Origin of the sequence: Paenibacillus oryzisoli, from assembly GCF_001653565.1 — a bacterium.
Classification (GTDB): Bacteria; Bacillota; Bacilli; order Paenibacillales; family NBRC-103111; genus Paenibacillus_E; species Paenibacillus_E oryzisoli.
Genome location: NZ_LYPB01000041.1, coordinates 1 through 22,991, shown reverse-complemented (window position 1 = coordinate 22,991; position 22,991 = coordinate 1). Strand labels below are relative to the sequence as shown.

General features: G+C 44.4%; 27 protein-coding genes and 1 other annotated feature. Of the genes, 1 reads left to right on the top strand and 26 read right to left on the bottom strand.

The window, feature by feature from the left end; genetic code table 11:
• Positions 1-338: 338 nt before the first annotated feature.
• The 18 genes from A8708_RS02025 to A8708_RS01945 all read right to left on the bottom strand — a co-directional run bounded on the left by A8708_RS02025 (position 339) and on the right by A8708_RS01945 (position 13,627).
• Positions 339-935: a class I SAM-dependent methyltransferase gene (locus A8708_RS02025; protein WP_068661873.1), complete on the bottom strand. Its 597-nt coding sequence runs from the start codon at positions 933-935 to the stop codon at positions 339-341.
• A gap of 191 nt (positions 936-1,126) precedes the next feature.
• Entirely contained in the window at positions 1,127-1,492 is a 366-nt protein-coding gene (rplL, locus tag A8708_RS02020) for a 50S ribosomal protein L7/L12 (RefSeq protein WP_057313458.1), read from the bottom strand.
• A gap of 65 nt (positions 1,493-1,557) precedes the next feature.
• Complete coding sequence (gene rplJ, locus A8708_RS02015) at positions 1,558-2,067, bottom strand: 50S ribosomal protein L10 (protein ID WP_068661872.1); 510 nt, start codon at positions 2,065-2,067, stop codon at positions 1,558-1,560.
• Between the two features lie 68 nt (positions 2,068-2,135).
• Positions 2,136-2,289, bottom strand: a sequence feature (ribosomal protein L10 leader region).
• A 54-nt stretch (positions 2,290-2,343) separates the two neighbouring features.
• Positions 2,344-3,036: a 50S ribosomal protein L1 gene (gene rplA / locus A8708_RS02010; RefSeq protein ID WP_028557507.1), complete on the bottom strand. Its 693-nt coding sequence runs from the start codon at positions 3,034-3,036 to the stop codon at positions 2,344-2,346.
• A gap of 116 nt (positions 3,037-3,152) precedes the next feature.
• The gene (gene rplK, locus A8708_RS02005; RefSeq protein WP_028557508.1) at positions 3,153-3,578 is read right to left on the bottom strand and encodes a 50S ribosomal protein L11; all 426 of its coding nucleotides are present in this window, start codon (positions 3,576-3,578) and stop codon (positions 3,153-3,155) included.
• Between the two features lie 134 nt (positions 3,579-3,712).
• A complete protein-coding gene (gene nusG, locus A8708_RS02000; RefSeq protein WP_068661871.1) occupies positions 3,713-4,246 on the bottom strand; it encodes a transcription termination/antitermination protein NusG in 534 nt (177 codons plus the stop codon).
• Positions 4,247-4,270: 24 nt separating this feature from the next.
• Positions 4,271-4,483, bottom strand: a complete 213-nt coding sequence (gene secE / locus A8708_RS01995; RefSeq protein ID WP_047683213.1) for a preprotein translocase subunit SecE — start codon at positions 4,481-4,483, stop codon at positions 4,271-4,273.
• Between the two features lie 19 nt (positions 4,484-4,502).
• The gene (gene rpmG, locus A8708_RS34640; protein WP_079418041.1) at positions 4,503-4,652 is read right to left on the bottom strand and encodes a 50S ribosomal protein L33; all 150 of its coding nucleotides are present in this window, start codon (positions 4,650-4,652) and stop codon (positions 4,503-4,505) included.
• A gap of 223 nt (positions 4,653-4,875) precedes the next feature.
• On the bottom strand, positions 4,876-5,520 hold the full coding sequence (gene sigH, locus A8708_RS01990; protein WP_028557511.1) for an RNA polymerase sporulation sigma factor SigH: 645 nt from the start codon (positions 5,518-5,520) through the stop codon (positions 4,876-4,878).
• A gap of 119 nt (positions 5,521-5,639) precedes the next feature.
• On the bottom strand, positions 5,640-6,152 hold the full coding sequence (locus tag A8708_RS01985; protein WP_068661870.1) for an NYN domain-containing protein: 513 nt from the start codon (positions 6,150-6,152) through the stop codon (positions 5,640-5,642).
• A 5-nt stretch (positions 6,153-6,157) separates the two neighbouring features.
• A complete protein-coding gene (rlmB, locus tag A8708_RS01980; protein ID WP_068661869.1) occupies positions 6,158-6,898 on the bottom strand; it encodes a 23S rRNA (guanosine(2251)-2'-O)-methyltransferase RlmB in 741 nt (246 codons plus the stop codon).
• Between the two features lie 45 nt (positions 6,899-6,943).
• Positions 6,944-7,378, bottom strand: coding sequence for a Mini-ribonuclease 3 (locus tag A8708_RS01975; RefSeq protein WP_068661868.1), 435 nt, complete (start codon positions 7,376-7,378; stop codon positions 6,944-6,946).
• Positions 7,375-8,775: a cysteine--tRNA ligase gene (cysS, locus tag A8708_RS01970; protein WP_068661867.1), complete on the bottom strand. Its 1,401-nt coding sequence runs from the start codon at positions 8,773-8,775 to the stop codon at positions 7,375-7,377. Before cysS ends, A8708_RS01975 begins: the two co-directional genes overlap by 4 nt.
• On the bottom strand, positions 8,772-9,428 hold the full coding sequence (cysE, locus tag A8708_RS01965) for a serine O-acetyltransferase (RefSeq protein WP_068661866.1): 657 nt from the start codon (positions 9,426-9,428) through the stop codon (positions 8,772-8,774). Before cysE ends, cysS begins: the two co-directional genes overlap by 4 nt.
• 344 nt (positions 9,429-9,772) lie before the next feature.
• Positions 9,773-11,230, bottom strand: coding sequence for a glutamate--tRNA ligase (gltX, locus tag A8708_RS01960; protein WP_068661865.1), 1,458 nt, complete (start codon positions 11,228-11,230; stop codon positions 9,773-9,775).
• A gap of 39 nt (positions 11,231-11,269) precedes the next feature.
• Entirely contained in the window at positions 11,270-11,755 is a 486-nt protein-coding gene (gene ispF, locus A8708_RS01955) for a 2-C-methyl-D-erythritol 2,4-cyclodiphosphate synthase (protein WP_068661864.1), read from the bottom strand.
• A complete protein-coding gene (gene ispD, locus A8708_RS01950) occupies positions 11,752-12,459 on the bottom strand; it encodes a 2-C-methyl-D-erythritol 4-phosphate cytidylyltransferase (RefSeq protein ID WP_068661863.1) in 708 nt (235 codons plus the stop codon). Before ispD ends, ispF begins: the two co-directional genes overlap by 4 nt.
• A gap of 100 nt (positions 12,460-12,559) precedes the next feature.
• Positions 12,560-13,627 (bottom strand): PIN/TRAM domain-containing protein, encoded by a 1,068-nt coding sequence (locus A8708_RS01945; RefSeq protein ID WP_068661862.1) that lies wholly within the window; start codon positions 13,625-13,627, stop codon positions 12,560-12,562.
• A 152-nt stretch (positions 13,628-13,779) separates the two neighbouring features.
• Between A8708_RS01945 and A8708_RS01940 the strand changes: the two genes are divergently transcribed.
• Positions 13,780-14,175: a hypothetical protein gene (locus tag A8708_RS01940; RefSeq protein WP_056618352.1), complete on the top strand. Its 396-nt coding sequence runs from the start codon at positions 13,780-13,782 to the stop codon at positions 14,173-14,175.
• A gap of 79 nt (positions 14,176-14,254) precedes the next feature.
• Here the strand turns inward: A8708_RS01940 and pssA are convergent, their stop codons facing one another.
• The 8 genes from pssA to A8708_RS36000 all read right to left on the bottom strand — a co-directional run bounded on the left by pssA (position 14,255) and on the right by A8708_RS36000 (position 22,949).
• Complete coding sequence (pssA, locus tag A8708_RS01935) at positions 14,255-15,013, bottom strand: CDP-diacylglycerol--serine O-phosphatidyltransferase (RefSeq protein WP_068661861.1); 759 nt, start codon at positions 15,011-15,013, stop codon at positions 14,255-14,257.
• Positions 15,014-15,098: 85 nt separating this feature from the next.
• A complete protein-coding gene (disA, locus tag A8708_RS01930; protein WP_082593528.1) occupies positions 15,099-16,178 on the bottom strand; it encodes a DNA integrity scanning diadenylate cyclase DisA in 1,080 nt (359 codons plus the stop codon).
• A 39-nt stretch (positions 16,179-16,217) separates the two neighbouring features.
• Entirely contained in the window at positions 16,218-17,585 is a 1,368-nt protein-coding gene (gene radA, locus A8708_RS01925) for a DNA repair protein RadA (RefSeq protein ID WP_068661860.1), read from the bottom strand.
• Between the two features lie 252 nt (positions 17,586-17,837).
• Complete coding sequence (clpC, locus tag A8708_RS01920; protein ID WP_068661859.1) at positions 17,838-20,282, bottom strand: ATP-dependent protease ATP-binding subunit ClpC; 2,445 nt, start codon at positions 20,280-20,282, stop codon at positions 17,838-17,840.
• 71 nt (positions 20,283-20,353) lie between these two features.
• Positions 20,354-21,415, bottom strand: coding sequence for a protein arginine kinase (locus A8708_RS01915; RefSeq protein WP_082927216.1), 1,062 nt, complete (start codon positions 21,413-21,415; stop codon positions 20,354-20,356).
• Between the two features lie 22 nt (positions 21,416-21,437).
• A complete protein-coding gene (locus A8708_RS01910; protein WP_068661858.1) occupies positions 21,438-21,944 on the bottom strand; it encodes a UvrB/UvrC motif-containing protein in 507 nt (168 codons plus the stop codon).
• Between the two features lie 13 nt (positions 21,945-21,957).
• Positions 21,958-22,419: a CtsR family transcriptional regulator gene (locus A8708_RS01905; protein WP_056618373.1), complete on the bottom strand. Its 462-nt coding sequence runs from the start codon at positions 22,417-22,419 to the stop codon at positions 21,958-21,960.
• A 392-nt stretch (positions 22,420-22,811) separates the two neighbouring features.
• Positions 22,812-22,949 (bottom strand): hypothetical protein, encoded by a 138-nt coding sequence (locus A8708_RS36000; protein ID WP_204787453.1) that lies wholly within the window; start codon positions 22,947-22,949, stop codon positions 22,812-22,814.
• Positions 22,950-22,991: the final 42 nt, after the last annotated feature.

Genomic DNA, 22,991 nt, shown 5'->3' with positions numbered 1-22,991 from the left:
ACTCTACTCAATAAATAAAAAGAAAGAAGAAAAACTTCGACCGACGTACACTCAGGACGCCTCCGTTAGTGGAGCCCGTCCGAATTAAGCGACTGTATGGATGAAGGTTTTTTTCTGTATTCAATAGCTTTATCAAGAAATTGTCTCCATCCTGTTAGAATTTCCCAAAATTCAAACATTATACGTTGCAAGTTCGAATTTTATTCATATCGGGCGAAAAAAAGACTTGACATTTTTACCAACTAAAGACATGTGTCCCATCTTAATACTGACATTTTTTAATAATATCACATTTGAAATGTCAAGTCAAATAAATTCCCACGTATATTCGTGGAGACTTACTTCGTTGCTTTAAGAATCCGGTACCCCTTATCCTTCGAAACTTCCACTACTTCGCTATACAGGGTCTCCAGCTTTTTCACTGCTGATGGAGCCCCTTGCTTCTTCTGTATGACAACCCACAGAGAACCTCCATCTTTCAAGCAATCGTAAGCGTCATCGAAAATCTTATGAACCGTTTCTTTTCCCGCGCGAATTGGCGGATTGGTCAGAACAGCATCAAACTGTTTATCTTTCACTTGCTCCAATAAATCACTTTGTAGAATGGTGACATTCGTAATACCATTTCTCCGCGCATTCTCCACCGAAAGTTCGACTGCTCTTTCATTGATGTCGACCATTGTCACATGTCCTTTCGGACACATCATTGCTGCGCTCAGTCCCATCGGGCCGTAGCCACACCCTACATCGAGAACTTGGTCTGTTTCCGATAGTTCCATAGTTTCTATTAAATGTTTACTTCCATAATCGACACCTTTTTTCGAGAACACTCCCGCATCCGTTAAAAAAGTAAATGTCTTACCACGAAGTATTTCCTGCGTAGTTTGCACATCACTCTTTACGCTTGGCTGCTTTGTGTAGTAATGCTCTGACACGTTTGAATTCCCTCCTTTTCTACCTATAGGAAAACAAATAACCACGTGCGTTTCTAAGGCTTTCCTAAGGGTACAAACTTAGGCGCAACAAACGGCATTGCCGCCGTTCATATCCTGTGAAACCATACATACTTATATGTTGAAAAAAACCTCTTGAAGTCAAGCTTCAAGAGGTTTCTCACGAAAAGAAATTACTTAACTTCTACGGAAGCGCCAGCTTCAGTAAGCTTAGCTTTAACAGCGTCTGCTTCTTCTTGGCTAACTTTTTCTTTAACTGCTTTTGGAGCTCCGTCAACAAGGTCTTTCGCTTCTTTCAGGCCAAGACCTGTGATTTCACGAACTACTTTGATTACGTTGATTTTGGATGCGCCAGCGCTTGTCAAGATAACGTCAAACTCAGTTTGAGCTTCTTCAACTGCTACTGCTGCGCCGCCGCCTGCTGCTACTGGAGCTGCTGCTGTTACGCCAAACTCTTCTTCGATTGCTTTAACCAGGTCGTTCAATTCCAAGATTGTCATGCCTTTGATTGCTTCTAGGATCGTTGCATTTGTGCTCATGGTTAAACCTCCATTATCATTAATAAATTATTTTTTGGGTTTGTAAAACAAATCGTTCGTTAATATTAAGCTTGACCTTCAGCTTCTTTTTTCTCTGCAACTGCTTTAACAGCAAGTGCAAAGTTACGAACTGGAGCTTGAAGAACGCTAAGCAACATGGAGAGAAGACCATCTCTGGATGGAAGTTCTGCAAGTGCTTTGATTTGATCGTATCCAACTACGCGGCCTTCGACCACGCCACCTTTTACGCTCAATTTATCATTCTTTTTCGCAAATTCAGTCAAAATTTTCGCTGGAGCAACTAGATCGTCTTTGCTGAAAGCAATAGCAGTTGGACCTGTTAGGTACTCATCCAATGCGCTAAGTTCAGCATTCGCCGATGCGCGTCTAGCCAACGAGTTCTTGAGAACTACGAATTCAATACCAGCTTCGCGCAAGCTTTTGCGCAGCTGAGTTACTTGAGCTACGTTCAAACCGCGGTAGTCCGCTATGATTGTAGAAGCACTAGCTTTAAACTTCTCAGTCACTTCAGCTACTGCTTGTTCTTTCTCTGCAAGAATTTTCGCGTTTGCCATAGTACACCTCACTTCTTATGCATTTATCTTTCAAGATCGCAAACAGTAGGAGCATTAGCATTTCTTATCTATGAATAAGAAATGCCTTCGTAGACGCTACGAAGGCATGATGTGTTCACTTTTTCCCTGATGTACAAAGAAATCGTTATATATATCATAACACCTCGGTAGGAAATTAAGCTATTCAGCACCTACTGTCTACGGTTTGCATATTCATTTTTAGGACCTTTGATAGAGTATCACGCCCAGCAACCGAAGTCAACTGGTAGCTTTTACTTATCTGAAGGATGACAGGTTAACACGTACGCTTGGACCCATTGTGGAAGATACAGCAATGTTCTTAAGGTAAACACCTTTAGCCGCTGCTGGTTTCGCACGAACAAGTGCATCAACCAATGCTTTGAAGTTTTCGTTCAACTTGTCTGCATCGAAAGATACTTTACCAAGTGGAGCATGAATTTGACCTGCTTTATCAAGACGGTATTCGATTTTACCAGCTTTGATCTCTTGAACAGCTTTAGTAACGTCGAAAGTAACTGTTCCTGCTTTAGGGTTTGGCATTAAACCTTTACCCCCGAGGATACGACCCAGTTTACCAACTTCGCTCATCATGTCCGGAGTAGCTACGCAAACATCGAACTCGAACCAACCTTGTTGAATTTTGTTGATCATGTCTGCATCACCAACAAAATCTGCACCAGCTGCTTCAGCCTCTTTTGCTTTCTCGCCTTTTGCAAATACGAGAACGCGTTTTGTTTTACCAGTTCCGTGTGGAAGTACAACGACACCACGAACAGCCTGATCTTGTTTTCTTGGGTCTACACCCAGACGAACTGCAACATCTACAGTTTCATCGAATTTAGCAGGAGCTGTTTTCTTAACAAGCTCGATTGCTTCTGACGGATCATACAAAGTTTCAGCATTTACAAGCTGAGCTACTTCGCGGTATTTTTTACCGTGTTTAGGCATAATATTTATCCTCCTTAGTGGTATTAGCGGATAATCCTCCCACCGAGCGACTTCCGTGTTTTCGTAGAAAACATTTCTGTAAGCATCATGCTTACGCAGTCGCATTCCTTGCGGAATTAATCTTCGATGACGATTCCCATGCTGCGAGCAGTACCTTCAACCATACGCATTGCAGCCTCAACGGATGCAGCATTTAGGTCAGGCATTTTTTGTTCCGCGATTTCGCGAACTTTCGCGCGTTTCACAGTTGCAACTTTCTTCTTGTTCGGTTCGCCTGATCCTTTTTCGATACCAGCAACGACGCGAAGTAGAACTGCAGCCGGAGGCGTTTTAGTGATGAATGTAAAGGAGCGGTCTTCGAAAACTGTGATTTCAACTGGAATGATTAGACCAACTTGATCAGCAGTACGAGCGTTAAACTCTTTACAGAAAGCCATGATGTTCACACCTGCTTGACCCAATGCTGGACCGATCGGTGGTGCTGGATTTGCTTTCGCAGCTTGAACTTGAAGCTTCACGATTTTAATAACCTTTTTTGCCATGATAGACACCTCCTTGCAGTAATATAGGAGTCCTTGACGAATCAAAGTCTCACTACTCATGAATCTAAGCGATCCCACTAACGTAGGTCTATCCCAAGGAATAGACCTGGTAGAGCCTTTTGGTTGTCATGTTCTTAGAGTTTCTCAACTTGGTCGAAATCGAGTTCAAGCGGTGTCTCTCTTCCAAACATGTTAACATGTACCTTCAGTTTCCCCTTATCGGCAATAATCTCTTCGACAGAGCCAACAAAGTTTGCAAATGGACCAACCTTAACGCGTACAGTCTCTTTGAGCTCAAAGTCAATTACTTCCTTCGGCTCTTCCATTCCCATATGCTTCAGGATTGATTCAACTTCCTCAGGTAATAATGCAGTTGGTTTAGAGCCAGATCCAGTAGAACCTACGAATCCAGTTACTCCTGGCGTATTACGAACTACGTACCAAGAGTCGTCAGTTTGAATCATTTCTACGAGGACATACCCTGGATAAACTTTACGCATGACAACTTTCTTCTTGCCATCCTTGTTTACCATTTCTTCTTCCATAGGCACAAGCACACGGAAGATCTTGTCCGTCATTTCCATAGACTCAACGCGCTTCTCTAAGTTGGCTTTCACTTTGTTCTCATACCCTGAATAGGTATGTACGACGTACCATCTTTTTTCCATGAATAAATTCACCTATAGTCCTGTTTATTTAAAAACAAGGCGCAGCAACTCAGAAATTCCTAGATCCAGCACAAAAAAATAAATAGCAACAAAAGTTACTGTACCTATAACGACAAGCGTATAAGTAGTCATCTCTTTGCGACTTGGCCACTTGACCTTTTTGAGTTCTGACCAACTATCGGTGAAGAAGGAAAAAGTGGATCCGAAGCTTTGTCTCATTCTAGCCAAGAACGCCACAAACTACACCTCCAAAGAACTACCTAGTCTCGCGATGAGCAGTATGTTCATTGCAAAATTTGCAATATTTCTTCAACTCAATACGGTCGGGATTGTTGCGCTTATTTTTAGTGGATGCATAGTTTCTTTGTTTGCAATTTGTGCACGCTAATGTGATGATGACCCGCATGATGTACACCTCCTACAGACACTTTCTAATTAAAGCCCTTCTAAGCGCATCAAAAAGAAAGCGACTTTTAGGGCTACCTGAAACACTTTATCACAACTGCCCCCCGAGTGTCAAGGTAGAAGTCTCACAAATGCAAGAGTATCACCAGTATAGACTCTCCCGAGGGTTACTAAACATATAAAGAAAGAAAAACACCCGTACAGCTTATGCAGCACGGGCATTTCTACAAATCTCTAACTTCTAAATACCGCTCAAGCTTGCGCTTAACACGTTGGAGAGCATTGTCAATTGACTTCACATGGCGATCGAGATCCACTGCAATCTCTTGATAGGATCTGCCATCGAGATAGAGCATAAGCACTCTACGCTCTAAGTCACTTAAAATCTCTCCCATTTTATCTTCAAGTCCCGTAAACTCTTCTTGATTAATAACTAATTCCTCAGGATCTGTCACCCGGGAGCCGCTAATAACATCAAGCAGCGTACGATCAGAATCTTCATCATAGATGGGCTTATCCAGTGACACGTAGGAATTAAGAGGTATATGCTTTTGACGAGTTGCTGTCTTAATCGCCGTGATGATCTGCCGCGTGATACACAGTTCAGCAAAGGCTTTGAATGAAGCAAGCTTGTCTCCTCGGAAGTCGCGGATAGATTTATATAAACCTATCATGCCTTCCTGCACAATATCTTCTCGGTCAGCACCTATCAAAAAATATGAACGTGCTTTAGCACGGACAAAATTCTTATACTTATTGATAAGATATTCCAAAGCTTCGCTACTGCCTTCACGGACTGCTTCGACAATGTCTTCATCTGGCTTGAGGTCATAATCATACATTCTCAGTTCTTTGAGGTCGACACTCACCAACAATCCCTCCGGCCTGCAAGACTACCCAGATTTCACTATAAAAGTTAGGTTAAGTATACATGATGAAATCTCACACCGTCAACGGGGAACCCCACCATTTCTAGCATTTGGAGGATTTACTCCCCTCTTCGCCATCGTTCTAACTCCGCTTTCATCTCGTCACTCAGCTTGCCTCCGAATGGATTTCGTTTGGTTGTTGTCTCCGGTATTATGCGTTCACGAACATCTTTACGATTTTGTTTGATTTTCACTAATAATTCTTTCGCGGGCATCCGAAGCGCTCCCTTGCCAAATATGACATGCTGCTCGATCATATCCGACGTCGCCACGAATATTTCCTTACGCCTGCCCATCAGACTTGTCACCAATCGTTCGATTCGCTCATCTGCGGTTTCCTTCTCTTTGGTATAGAGCACAGCCAATTTGTTCTGCACATATTTTTTACCCAGTCCAGGCACCATGTAAGCATCAAAGACTAGATAGACTTTCATACCCGAAAAAGATTGAAATTCCGCAAGCATATGGATCAGACCATCACGAGCACCTTCAAGATCGGTATCTTTTAATTTACTTAACTCGGGCCAGGCGCCGATAATGTTGTAGCCATCTACAATTAGGATCTGTTCCATCCTATTTAGCCCTTATTGCGCTGTCTGACCACTTCATACATCAATACACCCGCGGCAACGGAAGCATTCAACGAATTAACATGCCCGGCCATCGGCAGCTTGACTAAGAAGTCACATCTTTCTTTAATGAGTCGCCCCACACCTTTACCCTCGTTTCCAATAACTAAAGCAATCGGAATCGTAAAGTTAGCTTTGTATACATCTTGAGCAGCAGTAACATCCGTACCTGCAACCCATACACCTTGTTCTTTTAATTGCTCAATCGTTTGGGAAATATTCGTCACCCTAGCCACCGGCACATATTCTACTGCGCCTGCCGAGGTTTTGGACACTGTTGCTGTTAGCCCTACGGATCGACGTTTCGGTATGATCACACCATGAACTCCCGTACAATCGGCCGTACGCAGAATGGAGCCTAGGTTATGCGGATCTTCAATTTCATCGAGTATCAAAATGAACGGCTCTTGCCCCAACGCTTTCGCTTTGGCCAAGATATCCTCAACTTCCACGTAAGCATACGCTGCAACTTGTGCAACAACACCTTGATGCTGCAGCCCCTCTGCCATCTGATCCAGCTTACGCTTGTCCGTAAATTGGACAATAATGCCTAGATTTTTGGCTTCTGCCACAATCGGTCCTGCGAACTGCTTCTGAGCGCCTTCGGCAATCCATATCTTATTAATCGTCCGTCCAGCACGAAGCGCCTCCAATACGGAGTGCTTCCCTCCGATAATGTCTTCATCCATCCTAATTCCTCCTAAAAGTACGTGCGAATGCTTCTCTATGTCTCTTTATTTCTGTTTATCATTAAACGTGATTGCAAAGTCTAATATCTCTTTCAATCGTTCGAACGATTGTGTGTAATATAAATAGCCGATTAAGCACTCAAACGCGGTGCTGTGTCGGTATTCCAACACATCCGCGTTTTTGGCTGTTGTTCCTGATTTGGCATTGCGCCCCCGCTTCACGATGTCCACTTCTTCATCCGTAAGTGTTGGCATCAAGGCCGTTAGTAATTTGGACTGCGCTTTGGCTGAGACAAATCCCGTTGAAGCCTTATGCAAATGATTAGGGCGATGATTCGCTCCTGAGATCACATATTGCCGGATGTAGACTTCATACACCGCATCTCCAATATACGCTAAAACTAATGGGTTTAATAAATGCGGACTTTTCGATGGGGGGAACAAAAATAAGTTAGCAGCATCTAGCTTCATCTCGGTCATTTGCGGCGCCAGCGAATACCTTGCGGTGTATCTTCAAGGAATATCCCTTTCTCCGTCAGCCTATCACGAATTTCATCCGCGCGCGCCCAATTCTTCGATTTCCGAGACTCTGTACGTTCAATGATCAGTTGCTCAATCTCTTCATCCAGCAATTCATCCCCTTGTTGGGAAAGAATGCCGAGCGTTGCATCGAATGCTTCTAATTGCTCTATGAATAGCTTCACCGCTTCCGCGTTCACCCGCTCCTGTTGCAAGTACAAATTCGCTTCCGCGACAAGATCGAACACCGCGGTAATCGCATCGGGGGTATTGAAATCATCATTCATTTTATCCACAAATTGATTCGATATGGACTGCAGTTTATCTGTGATGCCCGCTTCAACTTCACCAGTTGCAGATGCCGTAGCTAATCGGTGCTTCATATTATCGTAAGCATTCTGAATCCGTTCCAACGCATTGGTCGCTTGCTTCAAGCTCTCATCACTGAAATTAAGTGGATTCCGATAGTGAGCGGATAACATAAAGAAACGGAATACTTGCGGTTTAATTTGTTTAATGAGATCTCGAATTAAAATACCATTTCCGAGTGATTTCGACATTTTCTCATTATCGATATTTAGAAAAGCATTATGCAGCCAATAATTGGCCATCGGATGACCCGTTACCGCTTCGGTTTGAGCAATCTCACATTCATGGTGAGGGAACGTTAAGTCTTGGCCACCTCCGTGAATATCGATCGTTTCGCCCAAATATTTGCGCACCATCGCGGAGCACTCAATATGCCAGCCTGGGCGACCTTGGCCCCAAGGGCTATCCCAATAAATCTCACCTGGCTTCGCTGCTTTCCATAAGACAAAGTCTTGTGGATTCTCTTTGCGCTCATCCACCTCAATACGAATTCCGTGCTGAAGTTCTTCCAAATTTTGTTTAGACAGCTTGCCGTAATCCGTAAACTTAGAAGTCCGATAGTAAACATCGCCACGGGCTTCATAGGCAAAATCCTTCTCTACAAGCGCAGCTATGAAATCGATGATTTCTTGAATATTCTCTGTTACACGCGGGTTCAGCGTCGCTTCATGAACACCTAAAGATTGGATATCTTCCAAGAAAGCCGCGATGAACGTTTCGGCAAGTTCGGGTACGGAAACCGCCATTTCTTCGGCTTTACGAATCATTTTATCATCCACATCGGTAAAGTTTGTAATGTAGTTGACTTCATACTGCTGCGATTCCAAATAACGGCGAACCACGTCGAAAAATATAACAGGACGGCCATTACCAATATGAATATAGTTGTATACGGTTGGTCCACATACGTACATCTTCACTTTGCCAGGCTCAATCGGAATGAACTCTTCCTTCTTGCGCGTTAAGGTATTATAAACTTTGAGTGTCATGTTCTCCTCAATTCTCCATTCTGCTTCCGTTCTTCTTCTAACTGGAATTTCAACTCATTAATTTGTTGCTGCAATTCTTGAAAAATATCAACGATGGGATCAGGCAAATTGCCATGGTCCAATCGGTTTACACGAACACCATCTCGTTTCACTACCTTAGCCGGAACCGTAACAACTGTGCTGTTAGGGGGAACTTCCTGGATAACAACCGCATTCGACCCAACCCGTGAATTCTCACCGACGAGGAAGGATCCGAGAACTTTGGCACCAGACCCAATAACTACATTATTGCCAATTGTTGGGTGTCTCTTACCTTTCTCTTTCCCCGTTCCACCCAAAGTTACACCTTGGTACAAGATGACATCATCACCGATCTCACAGGTTTCTCCAATGACCACGCCCATCCCGTGATCAATAAACAGCCTTCTGCCTATCGTTGCTCCTGGATGTATCTCGATGCCTGTCATGAACCGGCTTATTTGAGAAACGATACGTGCGAGGGTATACATCCTTCTTGTATAGAACCAATGCCCAATCCGATGCGACCAAATCGCATGAAGCCCCGAATACGTAAAAACAACCTCAAACCAACTGCGCGCTGCTGGGTCGTTATCGAACACGGCGGATATATCAGATTTGATCGTTGACCACATATTGCTCACCTTCTTGCTAGAATAATGTTGGTACAAATTAAAAAAAGCCCCTGCAGCCCTAAGGCTGCAGAGGCGTGGTTATCGCGGTTCCACTCTGCTTGGTGACTCGGAAGTCTCCCAACTCAAACCCGTAACGTGGGTGTTCCGGCTGCGCCTACCTTACTCTTAACGAGTGTTCGGCGCGGCTGCTCCCAGGTGCATTTCTGATTACAAGGATTGGATAACTCACAGCCAAAGCCTCACGGCCTTGATTATCCTCTCTGAAAAATCCTCACGGAACCATACTCTCCTGATCATCGCATTTCCTATTTCATTGTATTAAGTATAGCGAAAAGAACCTCGCTTTACAATAAGCTCTGAAGGCGTGAAACAATTTTTTCTTTCCCAAGTAGGAAAAGGGATACATTCAGGTCCGGTCCATGGACTTGCCCTGTCAATGCTGAGCGAACTGACATGAACAGTTGCTTCCCTTTGAAGCCTGTTTCCTTCTGCACGGCTTTCAGCAGCGCCGGCATCGCTTCAACTGTGAAAGCTTCCGCTTGCTCAACCTGCGCCAAGAAGCTCGTTAACACGACTGGCACATGATCTTCTTTCAGAATGGCAGCCGCTTCATCGTCGATGACCAGCTCTGCCTTGAAGAAGATCGCAGACAAGTCCACGATTTCCGCCGCGTAGCGCATTCTTTCTTGATTGAGACCAACAAGCGCCTCTACCCAAGCCCCAGTAGCCGCATCCAAGTCACCCTGTTGAAGGTAGCCCGCTTTACGCAAATGAGGCAGACACAGGTCTACGATGCGAGACAGCGGCGCCTTTTTCAAATAGGCATTGTTCATCCAGTTCAATTTATCCATATCAAATACAGCCGGGCTCTTGGATACACGTTCCAGATCAAACTGCGCGATCAATTCTTCCTTCGTGAACATCTCTTCTTCTCCGCCAGGAGACCAACCAAGAAGCGCAATGAAGTTTACTACTGCTTCAGGCAGATAGCCCAGCTCTTTGTACTGCTCAATGAACTGGATGATGGACTCATCCCGTTTGCTCATCTTTTTACGATCTGTATTCAAAATCAAAGATAAATGTGCAAATTCCGGAATCGGCATATCCAGAGCTTCGTACATCAAAACCTGTCTTGGCGTATTAGATAAATGTTCTTCCCCACGAATAACCAAGTTGATTTTCATCAAATGATCATCCACGATGACGGCAAAGTTATAGGTCGGAATGCCATCTGGACGCGCGATAATGAAATCGCCAATCCCATTGGAATCGAATTCTACATGCTCGCGTACCTTGTCTTCAATGGCAATGATACGATCAGCTGGCACACGGAAACGCGTTGAAGGCACACGGCCTTCCGCTTGATACGCAGCGATTTGCTCAGGCGTCAAGTTGCGGCATTTGCCGGAATAGCCGCCCATTTCACCGCTAGCCTCTTGCTCAGCACGTTCTTGCTCTAAATCTGCCTCGGAGCAATAGCAACCGTAGGCGTGACCGCTCTCCAACAATTTATCTAAGTATGTCTTGTAGATATCTAGTCTCTCCATCTGACGGTAAGGACCGTAAGGGCCGCCGATATCCACACTTTCATCCCATTCTAGGCCAAGCCATCTCAAACCATTCAACTGATCTTCGATGCCAGACTCCTTATGACGTGTTTGATCCGTATCTTCAAAGCGCACAACAAATGCGCCGCCATTCTTACGAGCTAATAGATAATCAAATAGTGCCGTACGGGCACCGCCAATATGTAAATGTCCAGTCGGACTAGGTGCATAACGCACGCGTAAAGGCTGACTCATCGTTGTATCCCCTTTTCATCTTCCATGCATGAATATCTGCTATTTTATCACATCACGAATTAAACAAACAACCGATTGTGCAGCTATTCCTTCGCCACGTCCTGTAAAACCAAGCCACTCTGTCGTCGTCGCTTTAACATTGACTTGATCCACCTCTGTCTCCAAAGCAGCGGCTATAATTTCAATCATTTGCGGGATATATGGCAGCATCTTCGGTTTCTGAGCGATAATCGTGGAATCTGCATTCCCCAATTTGTACCCCTTCTCCTTCGCTAATTGCCATACCTGCTTCAACAAGACTAAGCTATCCGCATCTTTGTACTCGGCAGCCGTATCTGGGAAATGCTTCCCGATATCACCTAGACCTAATGCGCCTAAAATCGCATCACTAATGGCATGCAATAGCACGTCCGCATCGGAGTGCCCCAGCAACCCTTTTTCATAAGGAATCGTTACGCCTCCAATGATGCATTTACGGCCCTCTACCAATTGATGAACATCGAATCCATTTCCTACACGAATCATGTACGTTCCTCTCCCCTTACGTTATGTAAAATCCACTCTGCCCAAGGTAAATCTTCTGGGGTCGTTATTTTGATATTATAATAGTCCCCTTCTACCACATGCACTGCAGCACCTAAACGTTCCACTAAACTCGCGTCATCTGTCCCCATGAATTCATCTTGCTGCGCCTTCTCATGGGCCTCCTGCAGGAGAGAAAGACGAAAAGCCTGCGGCGTTTGGATCGCCCACAAGCTTCGTCTATCAGGTGTTGATTGAATGCGCTTATCTGCGGCATCCACTACTTTAATTGTATCTTTGACCGGAACGGCTAAGACCGCTGCTCCTATTTCTTGCGCCTTCGCCAGGCACTCGAACATATGTTCTTTTTTCACGAAAGGACGAACTCCGTCATGCACAAGTACCCAATGCGTGCCCTCTTGTAAAGCCTGAAGACCTTGTCTAACGGAATCTTGCCGCTCCGCGCCACCCGCCAGCACAGATGTAACCTTCGTAAGTTCATAGCTCGTGACATAGCCGTTACAGCGATTCACATCATGGGCACCCACAACGAGAATAATTTCATCCACTTCATGTATGTTTTGAAATAATTGCAAGGTATGTACCAGAATTGGCTTCTGTCCCAGTTGCAGGTATTGTTTGCTTTCTGCTGTACCCATGCGCGAACCTTTGCCCGCTGCCACGATGATAACTCCTAGCTTCCCCATAAGTCCTCCAACTTGGCGCTTTCACACGAAAGCTTTCTTCGTAATCATAAGCCCAAGTCAACTTGAAAGAGCTATGTTACATCTCCTTATCATACTGGTTTTACTGTGCTTTTTCCAATAGTTTTGGTTTCGCAAAAATCATCCGGCCCGCCGAAGTCTGAAGCACACTCGTTACCATGACTTCCAGCGTCATACCGATGAAATCGCGTCCGCCTTCGACTACGATCATCGTTCCATCATCAAGGTAAGCGACACCTTGTCCATGTTCTTTGCCGTCTTTAATGACTTGAACAATAATTTCTTCTCCCGGCAGAACAACTGGCTTCACCGCATTCGCAAGGTCGTTGATATTAAGCACGGATACGCCTTGTAGTTCACACACTTTATTTAAGTTAAAATCATTCGTAATCACTTTCCCTTGAAGTACTTTGGCTAAGCGCACCAGCTTGCTGTCCACTTCCGCAATTTCTTCGAAATCCCCTTCATAGATGAGGACCTTCACTTCAAGTTCTTTTTGGATTTTGTTCAAAATGTCCAGTCCGCGACGTCCACGGTTTCGCTTCAAGAGATCGGATGAGTCCGCAATATGCTGCAACTCTTCCAAGACGAACTCCGGGATAACTAGGGTTCCCTCGATAAAACCTGTCTTGCAAATATCCGCGATCCGGCCATCGATGATCACACTCGTATCCAGAATCTTATGTTCCTCGTACGGACGATGTGTTTGCTTCTCAGGACCGCCAGATCGGCTCTTCACAATAACCTGCACAAGTTCTTCCCGCTTGCTGTAACCGATACGGAAGCCCATAACGCCCAATACAGCTGATACGAGAAATGGTAAAAATGGCCCTGCCCATTTGGCTTGCTCAAGCACAGGAAATAACATGACTGAAACCAATAGCCCAATCACGAGTCCCAATGTACCAGAAAGCAAGTCCGACACGGGAATATCCGTGACATTGCGCTCACCTCTCATCAGCAAGTTCATGCCAACGTTAGCTACCCACGCTGAAATCAAAAACATCCCTACTGCACATAACATATTAATCCAAAATACTTGTCCTGCTTGACTTGTCATATCCGTCGTTTGTAAGAACGAATCACTCCACCTATAACCTAAACTGCCACCCATGATTGCTAAAATGATTTGTACCCATTTCTTCATCACAGATTCACCTCCTGTATCACATTTTTCAAGCCTTATTACAATTATGTTCCAATTTATGCAACGCTAATCACTTCTTTCGTCGGAAAATTGAAATATTAGAGGGCATCCATTATAATGAAATGGAAGTTACCAACCTACCCGAGGTGGATGGAATGAGCTCCTTGACTTTAAAGCAGTTTCAAGATCAAGTGTCTGAATTGTTACTCCGTCACCGCAGTCTGCTTGATGTCTTATCCAAATTTCAACAATCAGGCGCAGCTGCCAACCGTTCCGTGGTGAAATCCATTACCGAGTGTGGATGTATCCAAGTTCATGCAGCTAAGCAAGAGTATCATCCAGAGATGACCTTGGATGAGGCTAAGGATGTTCTAGGCACCCATGTATCTGGTCACTTGTGTGAACAATGCATCGAGGTCGTTAGTAGCGAGCTAGGCAGGAATCTCTTCTATATGTCTGCCCTAAGTAACATTCTTGATATTAATTTGGAGCAAGTCGTTGAGAATGAATCAAAGAAATGTACAACACTAGGCCTATTCAACATGTCATGATGATGAAAAACAAAAAAAGCATTTATTTTCTTCCTGATATCAGGAGAAAATAAATGCTTTTTATTTTCGAACAAAGTGCCTACACGTCAGATTTCACTGAGTTGTTGTCGTCTACGCCACGTCTTTTGTTCTTTCTGCGAAGATTACGGAGACGGATGAAGTATCCATCAACGTTTTTTTTTAGGCCGTAGAGCGCGTACCCAAGAAGCGGTACGAAAATCATTTTGGAAATGGATTCTGGCCATTTGATCGCAATCAGAATCGCAGCTGCAACGATAATTGGCGTAATCCAAATCGCAGCCTTAGGAATACCCGCTTTTTTGAAATTCGGATACTTCACTGTGGAAACCATTAAGTATGACAATAGAACTGTACTTACGAGAAGCACATACACGTTAATATCATTCACGAAAAGAGCTAATGTACAAAGAACACCGCCTGCTGCTGGAATCGGTAAACCGATGAAATAGCCAGGCGTACCGGCAACGACATTAAATCTAGCTAAACGCAGCGCTCCACAAATCGGGAAGATCGCTGTGACAATCCAAGCAAAAGCTGGGCTAATGACTGTTGGATCGTTAAATGCAACGACATACATGATGAAAGCAGGAGCGACACCGAAAGAGATCACATCGGATAAGGAGTCTAACTCTTTACCAAATTCACTTTGAGCGTTCAACGCTCTCGCAACACGTCCATCGAGTCCATCCAACAGCATAGCGACAATGACAAGAACGGCAGCTACGCCATGCTCTCCACTGAAGGCTAGGATAATCGATAGTACGCCTAGGAATAAGTTCCCTACTGTAAAGAGACTGGGAATTGATTTCGTTAACATATGTTTTTGTCCACCTCTGGATTTACTATACCCTAAACTTGACTACATGAAACCTTAACAATGATACTTTATGATTGTATCCACTTTAAATATGTCTGTCAATGAACACTTGTTCCTGAATTCTTTTGAGACCTTCCTTAATGGCGCGGGCCCTCACTTCTCCGATTCCGTCAACTTCATCCAATTCCTCGATCGTCGCCATCATCATGTGTGGCAAGTAGCCAAACTTCTCCACTAGATTACCAATAATGATGGATGGTAATCGCGGAATTTTGCCTAAAATGCGGAAGCCACGTGGGGAAACAGGCTCTTCAGCAATCGAATTGGTATGAGAATACCCTAGCAAGCGAATAATTTGCTGGGGCTCAAGCAGCTCATCAGATGATAGACGCTTCAAACCAGCCTGCATCTCCTTGACTCTATCTTCTGATAATTCTCTTACATAATCTTTTACGAGCAAACGCGCTTCAAGTTCCGCATTCCCAACAAGTTCTTCTAATTGCATACTAATTAGTCGTCCTTCGTTGCCAAGTTCGTTAATATAACGATTAATTTCTGCTTTGATGCGTAGGACCATCTCGAATCTGGCGATAACATTCGTAATATCATGTAAGGTAACTAGCTCCTCGAACTCCGATGCGCTTAGATTGGTTAACGACTGATCCAACACAACCTTGTATCGCTCCAACGTTTGGATCGCTTGGTTCGCTTTGGTCAGGATGACGCCGATATCCTTAAGCGCATATCTTAAATTTCCTTGATACAGCGTAATCACATTCCGCCGCTGTGAAATGGAAACAACTAATTTATTCGTTTGCTTCGCCACACGCTCCGCCGTTCGGTGTCTAATCCCCGTTTCGGAGGAGGAAATAGAAGAATCCGGAATCAATTGGGTGTTCGCATAAAGAATGCGCTTGATGTCCTCACTAAGGATTATCGCACCATCCATTTTAGCAAGTTCATACAAATAGTTAGGTGAAAAGTCGCAATTTATGGAGAAACCGCCATCCACGATTTCAGTTACCTCAGAACTGAAGCCAACAACGATCAGTCCGCCTGTTTTGGCGCGTAAGACATTCTCCAAACCATCACGAAATGGCGTACCAGGTGCTACCAATTGGAGCAATTGGCTCATCACATCTCGTTTCATCTCTTCTTTACTCATCATTTTCCTCCTGAAGGCTTATAGCTTGCAGAACTTATCCTAACCCAGTGCTGCTTTCAATGCCTCAGCTACCGTGTTAACCCCAATAATCTCCATCCCTTTCGGATGTGTCCACCCCTTCAAACTTTTCTCAGGCATAATCACTCTGCGGAACCCAAGCTTCTCTGCTTCCTTTACACGTTGATCAATACGAGAGACGCCGCGGACTTCTCCGGTTAAGCCGATTTCACCGAACACAACATCAAAAGGTTGTGTCGATTGATCCCTGAAACTGGATGCGATACTAATTGCTATAGCTAGATCCACGGCTGGTTCATCCAGCTTAATTCCGCCTGCCACGTTAAGATAAGCATCTTGATTTTGCAAGAACATGCCCATGCGTTTCTCTAATACCGCAATAATTAAGGAGAGACGATTGTGATCCACACCCGTCGCCATCCTTCTCGGAGAGGGGAAATTTGTCGAGGACACCAGTGCTTGAATTTCCACCAAAACGGGACGCGTCCCTTCCATACTAGCCACAACGGCAGAACCCGCCACACCAAGCGGCCTTTCGGATAGAAACAGCTCCGATGGGTTGTTCACTTCTACAAGTCCAACCTCTTGCATTTCAAAGATACCGATTTCATTGGTTGAACCGAAACGATTCTTTACCGCTCTTAATACACGATAGGAATGATGCCGCTCCCCTTCAAAGTAGAGCACGCAATCAACCATATGCTCCAACATTCTAGGTCCCGCTATTGCCCCTTCCTTGGTCACATGCCCGACTAGGACCGTTGCAATTCCCTTACCCTTAGCTATTCTCATAAAATGGCCTGTGCATTCTCGGACCTGTGAAACCGTCCCAGGGGCTGATGTAATCGCCGGGTGAAATACCGTTTGGATCGAGTCAATAACGAGAAAGTCAGGATTTGTTTCTTGTATAGCTTCCTCGATGAGTTCGAGGTTCGTCTCACATAGTACGTATAACAGCGGGGATGACGCATTTAAGCGGTCGGCACGAAGCTTAGTCTGCTTAATGGATTCTTCTCCTGATATATAAAGGACCTTTTGCTGGGCTTGTGTGAGTTCGAAGGACGTTTGCAGAAGCAAGGTTGATTTCCCAATACCGGGATCTCCACCAACGAGGATTAGTGACCCAGGGACAATTCCGCCGCCTAGGACGCGATTCAATTCTTTGTTACTTGTGACAACTCTCGGTTCAGAGCTGCTTTCTATATGTATGATGGGGATCGCTTTTTCTTTCGTTTTGGGAATTGAAGATGTCATACCTTGCGTACGAACGACTGTTTCAATTTCTTCCACCATCGTATTCCATGACTGACAACCTGGGCATTTGCCCATCCATTTCGGTGAATCATAACCGCATTCTTGACAACTAAATTTGGTTTTTTGTTTACTCATAGAAGAAATTGCTCCTTAACATCGGGATATCCTTTTTGGTTATCCTTACCAATAAAGTTTACCATTTTTATGTTTCTCATGAAAGTGCCCAAACAAAATAAACGACGACACTGTCCCATTGGACAGGCAACACACATAAGGAAAGGAATTTCGTTCAATGCATTCTGTCATGCCAGGATGATTGCGATTTGAAATAAAAAACATTTCACCCCATCCTCATTGGATGAAGTGAAATGCTTCTTTCACTTGCTTTTATTTCGTTAAAGAGACGCCTTCGCCCTTCAGGACAACCAGTTCGCCCTCATTCTCATCAATTGTGAGAGAATCACCTTTGGAAATATTGCCTCTTAGCAACTCTTCTGACAAGCGATCTTCAATATGCTTCTGAATCGCTCTGCGTAATGGACGAGCACCATACGTTGGATCAAAGCCTTCCTTGGCGAGGAACATCTTCGCTTTATCCGTTAACAAGAAATCAACCTCTTGCTCTTTGAGACGCTTGCGTAGATCATCAGCCATTAAGCTAACGATTTGTGCAATGTGCGCTTCATCCAAAGAGTGGAATACGATGATTTCATCGATCCGGTTAAGGAACTCAGGACGGAAGCTTTTCTTCAACTCGCCCATCACTTTGTCTTTCATGTTGCTGTAGTCTTTACCCGCATCCAGTGCAGCAGTGAAGCCCAGGGAAGAATTCTTTTTAATCATATCCGCGCCGACGTTGGAAGTCATAATGATCAGTGTGTTACGGAAATCAACGGTGCGACCTTTGGAATCCGTTAAACGACCATCTTCCAACACTTGCAGCAAGATGTTAAATACTTCAGGATGTGCTTTCTCGATTTCATCGAGTAGAACAACGGAATATGGCTTACGGCGAACTTTCTCAGTCAGCTGACCGCCTTCTTCATATCCCACATACCCAGGAGGGGCCCCAACTAATCGTGAAGTCGAGTGTTTCTCCATGTACTCGGACATATCGATACGAACAACGGCGTTATCGTCTCCGAAGAGGGACTCTGCTAAGGCACGTGCAAGCTCGGTTTTACCAACACCCGTTGGTCCAAGGAAGATAAAGGAGCCCATCGGACGTTTCGGATCCTTCAAACCTGCTCTTGCGCGGCGGATCGCACGGCTTACCGCTTTAACCGCTTCTTCTTGTCCAATGACGCGCTCATGAAGAATTTCTTCCATCTTGAGCAAACGATCTGTTTCTTCTTCAGCAAGCTTGCTAACCGGAATTCCCGTCCAGCTCGCTACAATTTGTGCAATGTCATCTGGGGTTACTTCTGTATCCAGACGACCTTGTTTCTCTTTCCACTCATTCTTCGTGGAGTCTAGCTCTTCGCGAAGCTTTTGCTCCGTATCACGAAGTCCTGCCGCCTTCTCAAACTCTTGGCTTTGAACCGCAGCATCCTTCTCTTTACGGATGTTCTCTAGCTTGCTTTCAAGCTGCTTCAATGAAGGTGGCGTCGTATAGGAACGCAATCTCACTTTGGAACTCGCTTCATCGATCAAGTCGATCGCTTTATCCGGTAAGAAACGATCCGTAATGTAACGATCCGACAGCTTTACAGCCTCTTGGATCGCAGCATCAGTAATTTTCACACGGTGATGTGCTTCATAACGATCACGCAATCCATAAAGGATTTGAACCGCTTCTTCCGGTGATGGTTGATCTACCGTAATCGGTTGGAAACGACGCTCCAATGCAGCATCTTTCTCAATATATTTGCGGTACTCATCAAGTGTTGTAGCACCGATACATTGCAACTCACCTCGAGCAAGAGCCGGCTTCAAGATGTTTGAAGCATCAATTGCACCTTCCGCTCCACCAGCGCCAATCAAGGTGTGAAGCTCATCAATGAACAATACGATATTGCCCGCTTGACGAATTTCGTCCATGATTTTCTTGAGGCGATCTTCGAATTCACCGCGATACTTCGTTCCAGCGACAACAGACCCCATATCAAGTGTCATAACACGTTTATCTTTTAACGTTTCCGGAATTTCATTGTTAATAATTTTCTGAGCAAGACCTTCGGCAATAGCTGTTTTACCAACCCCTGGTTCACCGATCAGAACTGGGTTGTTCTTCGTTCTACGACTCAATACTTGAATAACACGCTCAATCTCTTTGCTGCGGCCGATAACTGGGTCCAGATGTCCCTCTTTCGCATACGCAGTCAGATCTCTTGCCAGACCATCCAATGTAGGCGTGTTCACATTAGGATTGGTACCATGACTAGGTGACACCGTTTCGCTGCTCCCTAGAAGCTGTAGAACTTGCTGACGTGCCTTATTCAAGGAAACCCCTAGATTATTAAGCACTCTTGCTGCTACGCCTTCACCCTCACGGATAAGTCCTAGCAAAATATGTTCAGTCCCCACATAAGTGTGACCTAATTTTCTCGCTTCATCCATCGAAAGCTCGATGACTTTTTTAGCTCTAGGTGTATACGCGATGTTAGTCGGCTGCTCTTGCCCTCTGCCAATTAGAGATTCAACCTCATCTTGAATTTTCTCAAGACCAAGGCCGAGCGCAACGAGTGCTTTAGCAGCAATGCCTTCACCTTCACGAATAAGTCCTAGTAAAATGTGCTCTGTTCCAATATTGTTATGTCCTAATCGAACAGCCTCCTCTTGGGCAAGAGAAAGCACCTTCTGCGCACGTTCCGTAAATCTGCCAAACATCATAGCGAACACCTCCAAAAGTAGTATATCTATAGAATTCCTAAAGGATGAATCTCATCTTGCTTCTTCTTTCTTCATACCCTGCCAAACTTCTCACGAATCAATTCTGCACGTCGCATATCTCGCTCTTCCGCATTCAGCTTCTCACCCGCATATTGCTGAAGAAAACCAGGTTGCGTCATGACCAGTAATTCATTGAGAACATGTGACGATACATTGTTGATGATACCTAGATCGATTCCTAATCGTACATCTGATAACCGCTGTGCAGCTTCCTTAGAGTCCATAATCCCCGCATAAGATAGAATACCAAGTGATCGATTCACACGATCAATGATCCGCATTCTAGACTCTTGCAATAGCTTATGTCTCGCAGCGCGTTCATGCTCAATAATTTGCCTGGCCACACTATATAAATTATCTATAATCTCTTCTTCCGACTGACCTAATGTAATTTGATTAGAGATTTGGAATAGATTACCTAAAGCTTCGCTGCCTTCCCCGTATAATCCTCTAACCGTCAACCCAACTTGTGTAACTGCGGATAGAATGCGATTAATTTGCTGACTAAGCACTAACGCAGGAAGGTGCATCATAACCGAAGCCCGAATTCCTGTGCCGACATTGGTCGGGCAGCTCGTGAGGTAGCCTCTTTTTTCATCGTATCCATAATCCATCTGTGTTTCAAAAATATCGTCAATCTGGTTAGCCAGATCCCAAACTTCTTTAATCTGGAAACCAGGACATAAACATTGTATGCGAAGATGATCCTCTTCATTGATCATGATGCTGATTGATTCATTATCGCTTAAAATAACGGCCCCATTCCTGGATTCGTTAGCTAAATTTGGGCTAATCAAATGTTTCTCCACTAGCACCATTCGCTCGAGCTCATTCAGCTCAGCGAGTGGAATGAGCGAGAAGTTGCTTATCGTCTCCAACTCTTCATTCTCAAGAACACCAGATAACTGCTCTAGCACTTCTTGGGATTGTTGATTGGTGGCGAGCATGGGATATGGATAATCTCTCAGGTTACGAGCAATACGAATCCGACTGCTTATGACAATATCCGACTCTGGCCCTTCACCCTTCATCCATTCACTCAAAGCATCTCCTGTAAACCGCTGTAAAGTCACTGGATTCACACTCCCTTACAAACTACATACCCGCAATCTTCTTCTCAATATCACGAATCTGGTCACGTATCTGGGCAGCCTGCTCGAATTCTTCGCTTTCAATACAGGTCATCATATCTTTCTTCAAAAGATCGATTTCACGCTTGCTTTGAATGATGCCGCCACTTCGCTTAGGAACTTTCCCAACATGCACGATATTCCCATGCACTCGCTTGAAAAGAGGGTCTAGTTTGACCGAGAAGCTTTGATAACAGGACCCACAACCAAACCGACCTAATTTACTGAATTGCGAGTACGTAAGACCGCAGTTATCACAGCGAATTGCCTGAGACTTTGCCGCGGACAATGGTTCAAAATCAAGTAAACCTGATAGCAAATTGTGAATCGAAAAGCCATTCGATGTTCCTGGGATCATCTCGCCCTTCTCACGGGCACAATTCTCACAAATGTGGAACTCGTTCTTGTCTCCATTCACAATCTTCGTGAAGTGAAGAGTCGCCGGTCGTTTCCCGCATTCCTGACAAACCATTCCATCTGCCTCCTTATCTGCTAAGCAAGGATATCAGCATTGCTTTGAGAATCTTAGCCCGAATTTCATCGCGCAGCGGGAGTTTAAAGGTCAATACATCTCTGGATATCGCTGCCCGAATCAGGTTAGCTTCTCTGGTGGAAATATAATGCCCCTCTTGCAATTGATAAATAAGCCCCTCTGAGGTGACTTGATCAATGTGGGTGTGAATCGTACGGAAAATGTGATCTAGAATAGATCCATGACTCTTGAGCTCGATCTTCTGAATCCGTATATAGCCACCGCCGCCGCGTTTGCTCTCCACCACATAGCCTTTTTCCAAGGTAAACCTTGTACTTATGACATAATTGATTTGAGATGGCACGCATTGAAACTGGTCCGCCAAATCGTTTCGTTGAATCTCGATAGCCCCTTCCGTACTTTGTTGCAGAACATGCTTCAAATACTGTTCAATAATTTCTGATACATTGCGCATCAATTCGGCCTCCCAGATTTCTAGAAGTAAATTGACTTTGACTTTCTTTGACCTTAACTAAATTATAATCATTTCCTTTCTTTTTGACAAGTACTGCTCTTAAAATGTCTTCCTCACAGGTCCGATAGCCTCATCTGAACCTTACTATTGTTGACTTTCCCTAGGTATTTATTCGAAAGTTCTTTAATAAAAAACTGTTATTACCACTCAATTAACCACCATTCTACTAAGTATCACCGATCCGGCTACTTCAATTATGTTCCCTATGGGTCATGAAGCACTCATTGATCACATTCGGTTGTAATAGTTGGATTTCATACAGGTAATTCACCCTCTATATGCCTCATTCAGCAATATAAATGGATTTTGTACAGCTAATCTTGATGTAGGACTCAAAAAATAAGAGTTCGGCCGTTTTTAGCTGTAGGTTTTCCATCCAAATCATTTTTTTCGGGCAAATCGATGATATTAACTGTTGTTTCTACAGCTAATCCAGTTCCATCGGGATCTACGCTCACGATGGAATGCAAAAAGAGCCTTACCTAGATTTCTCTAAATAAGGCTCTTTCAGT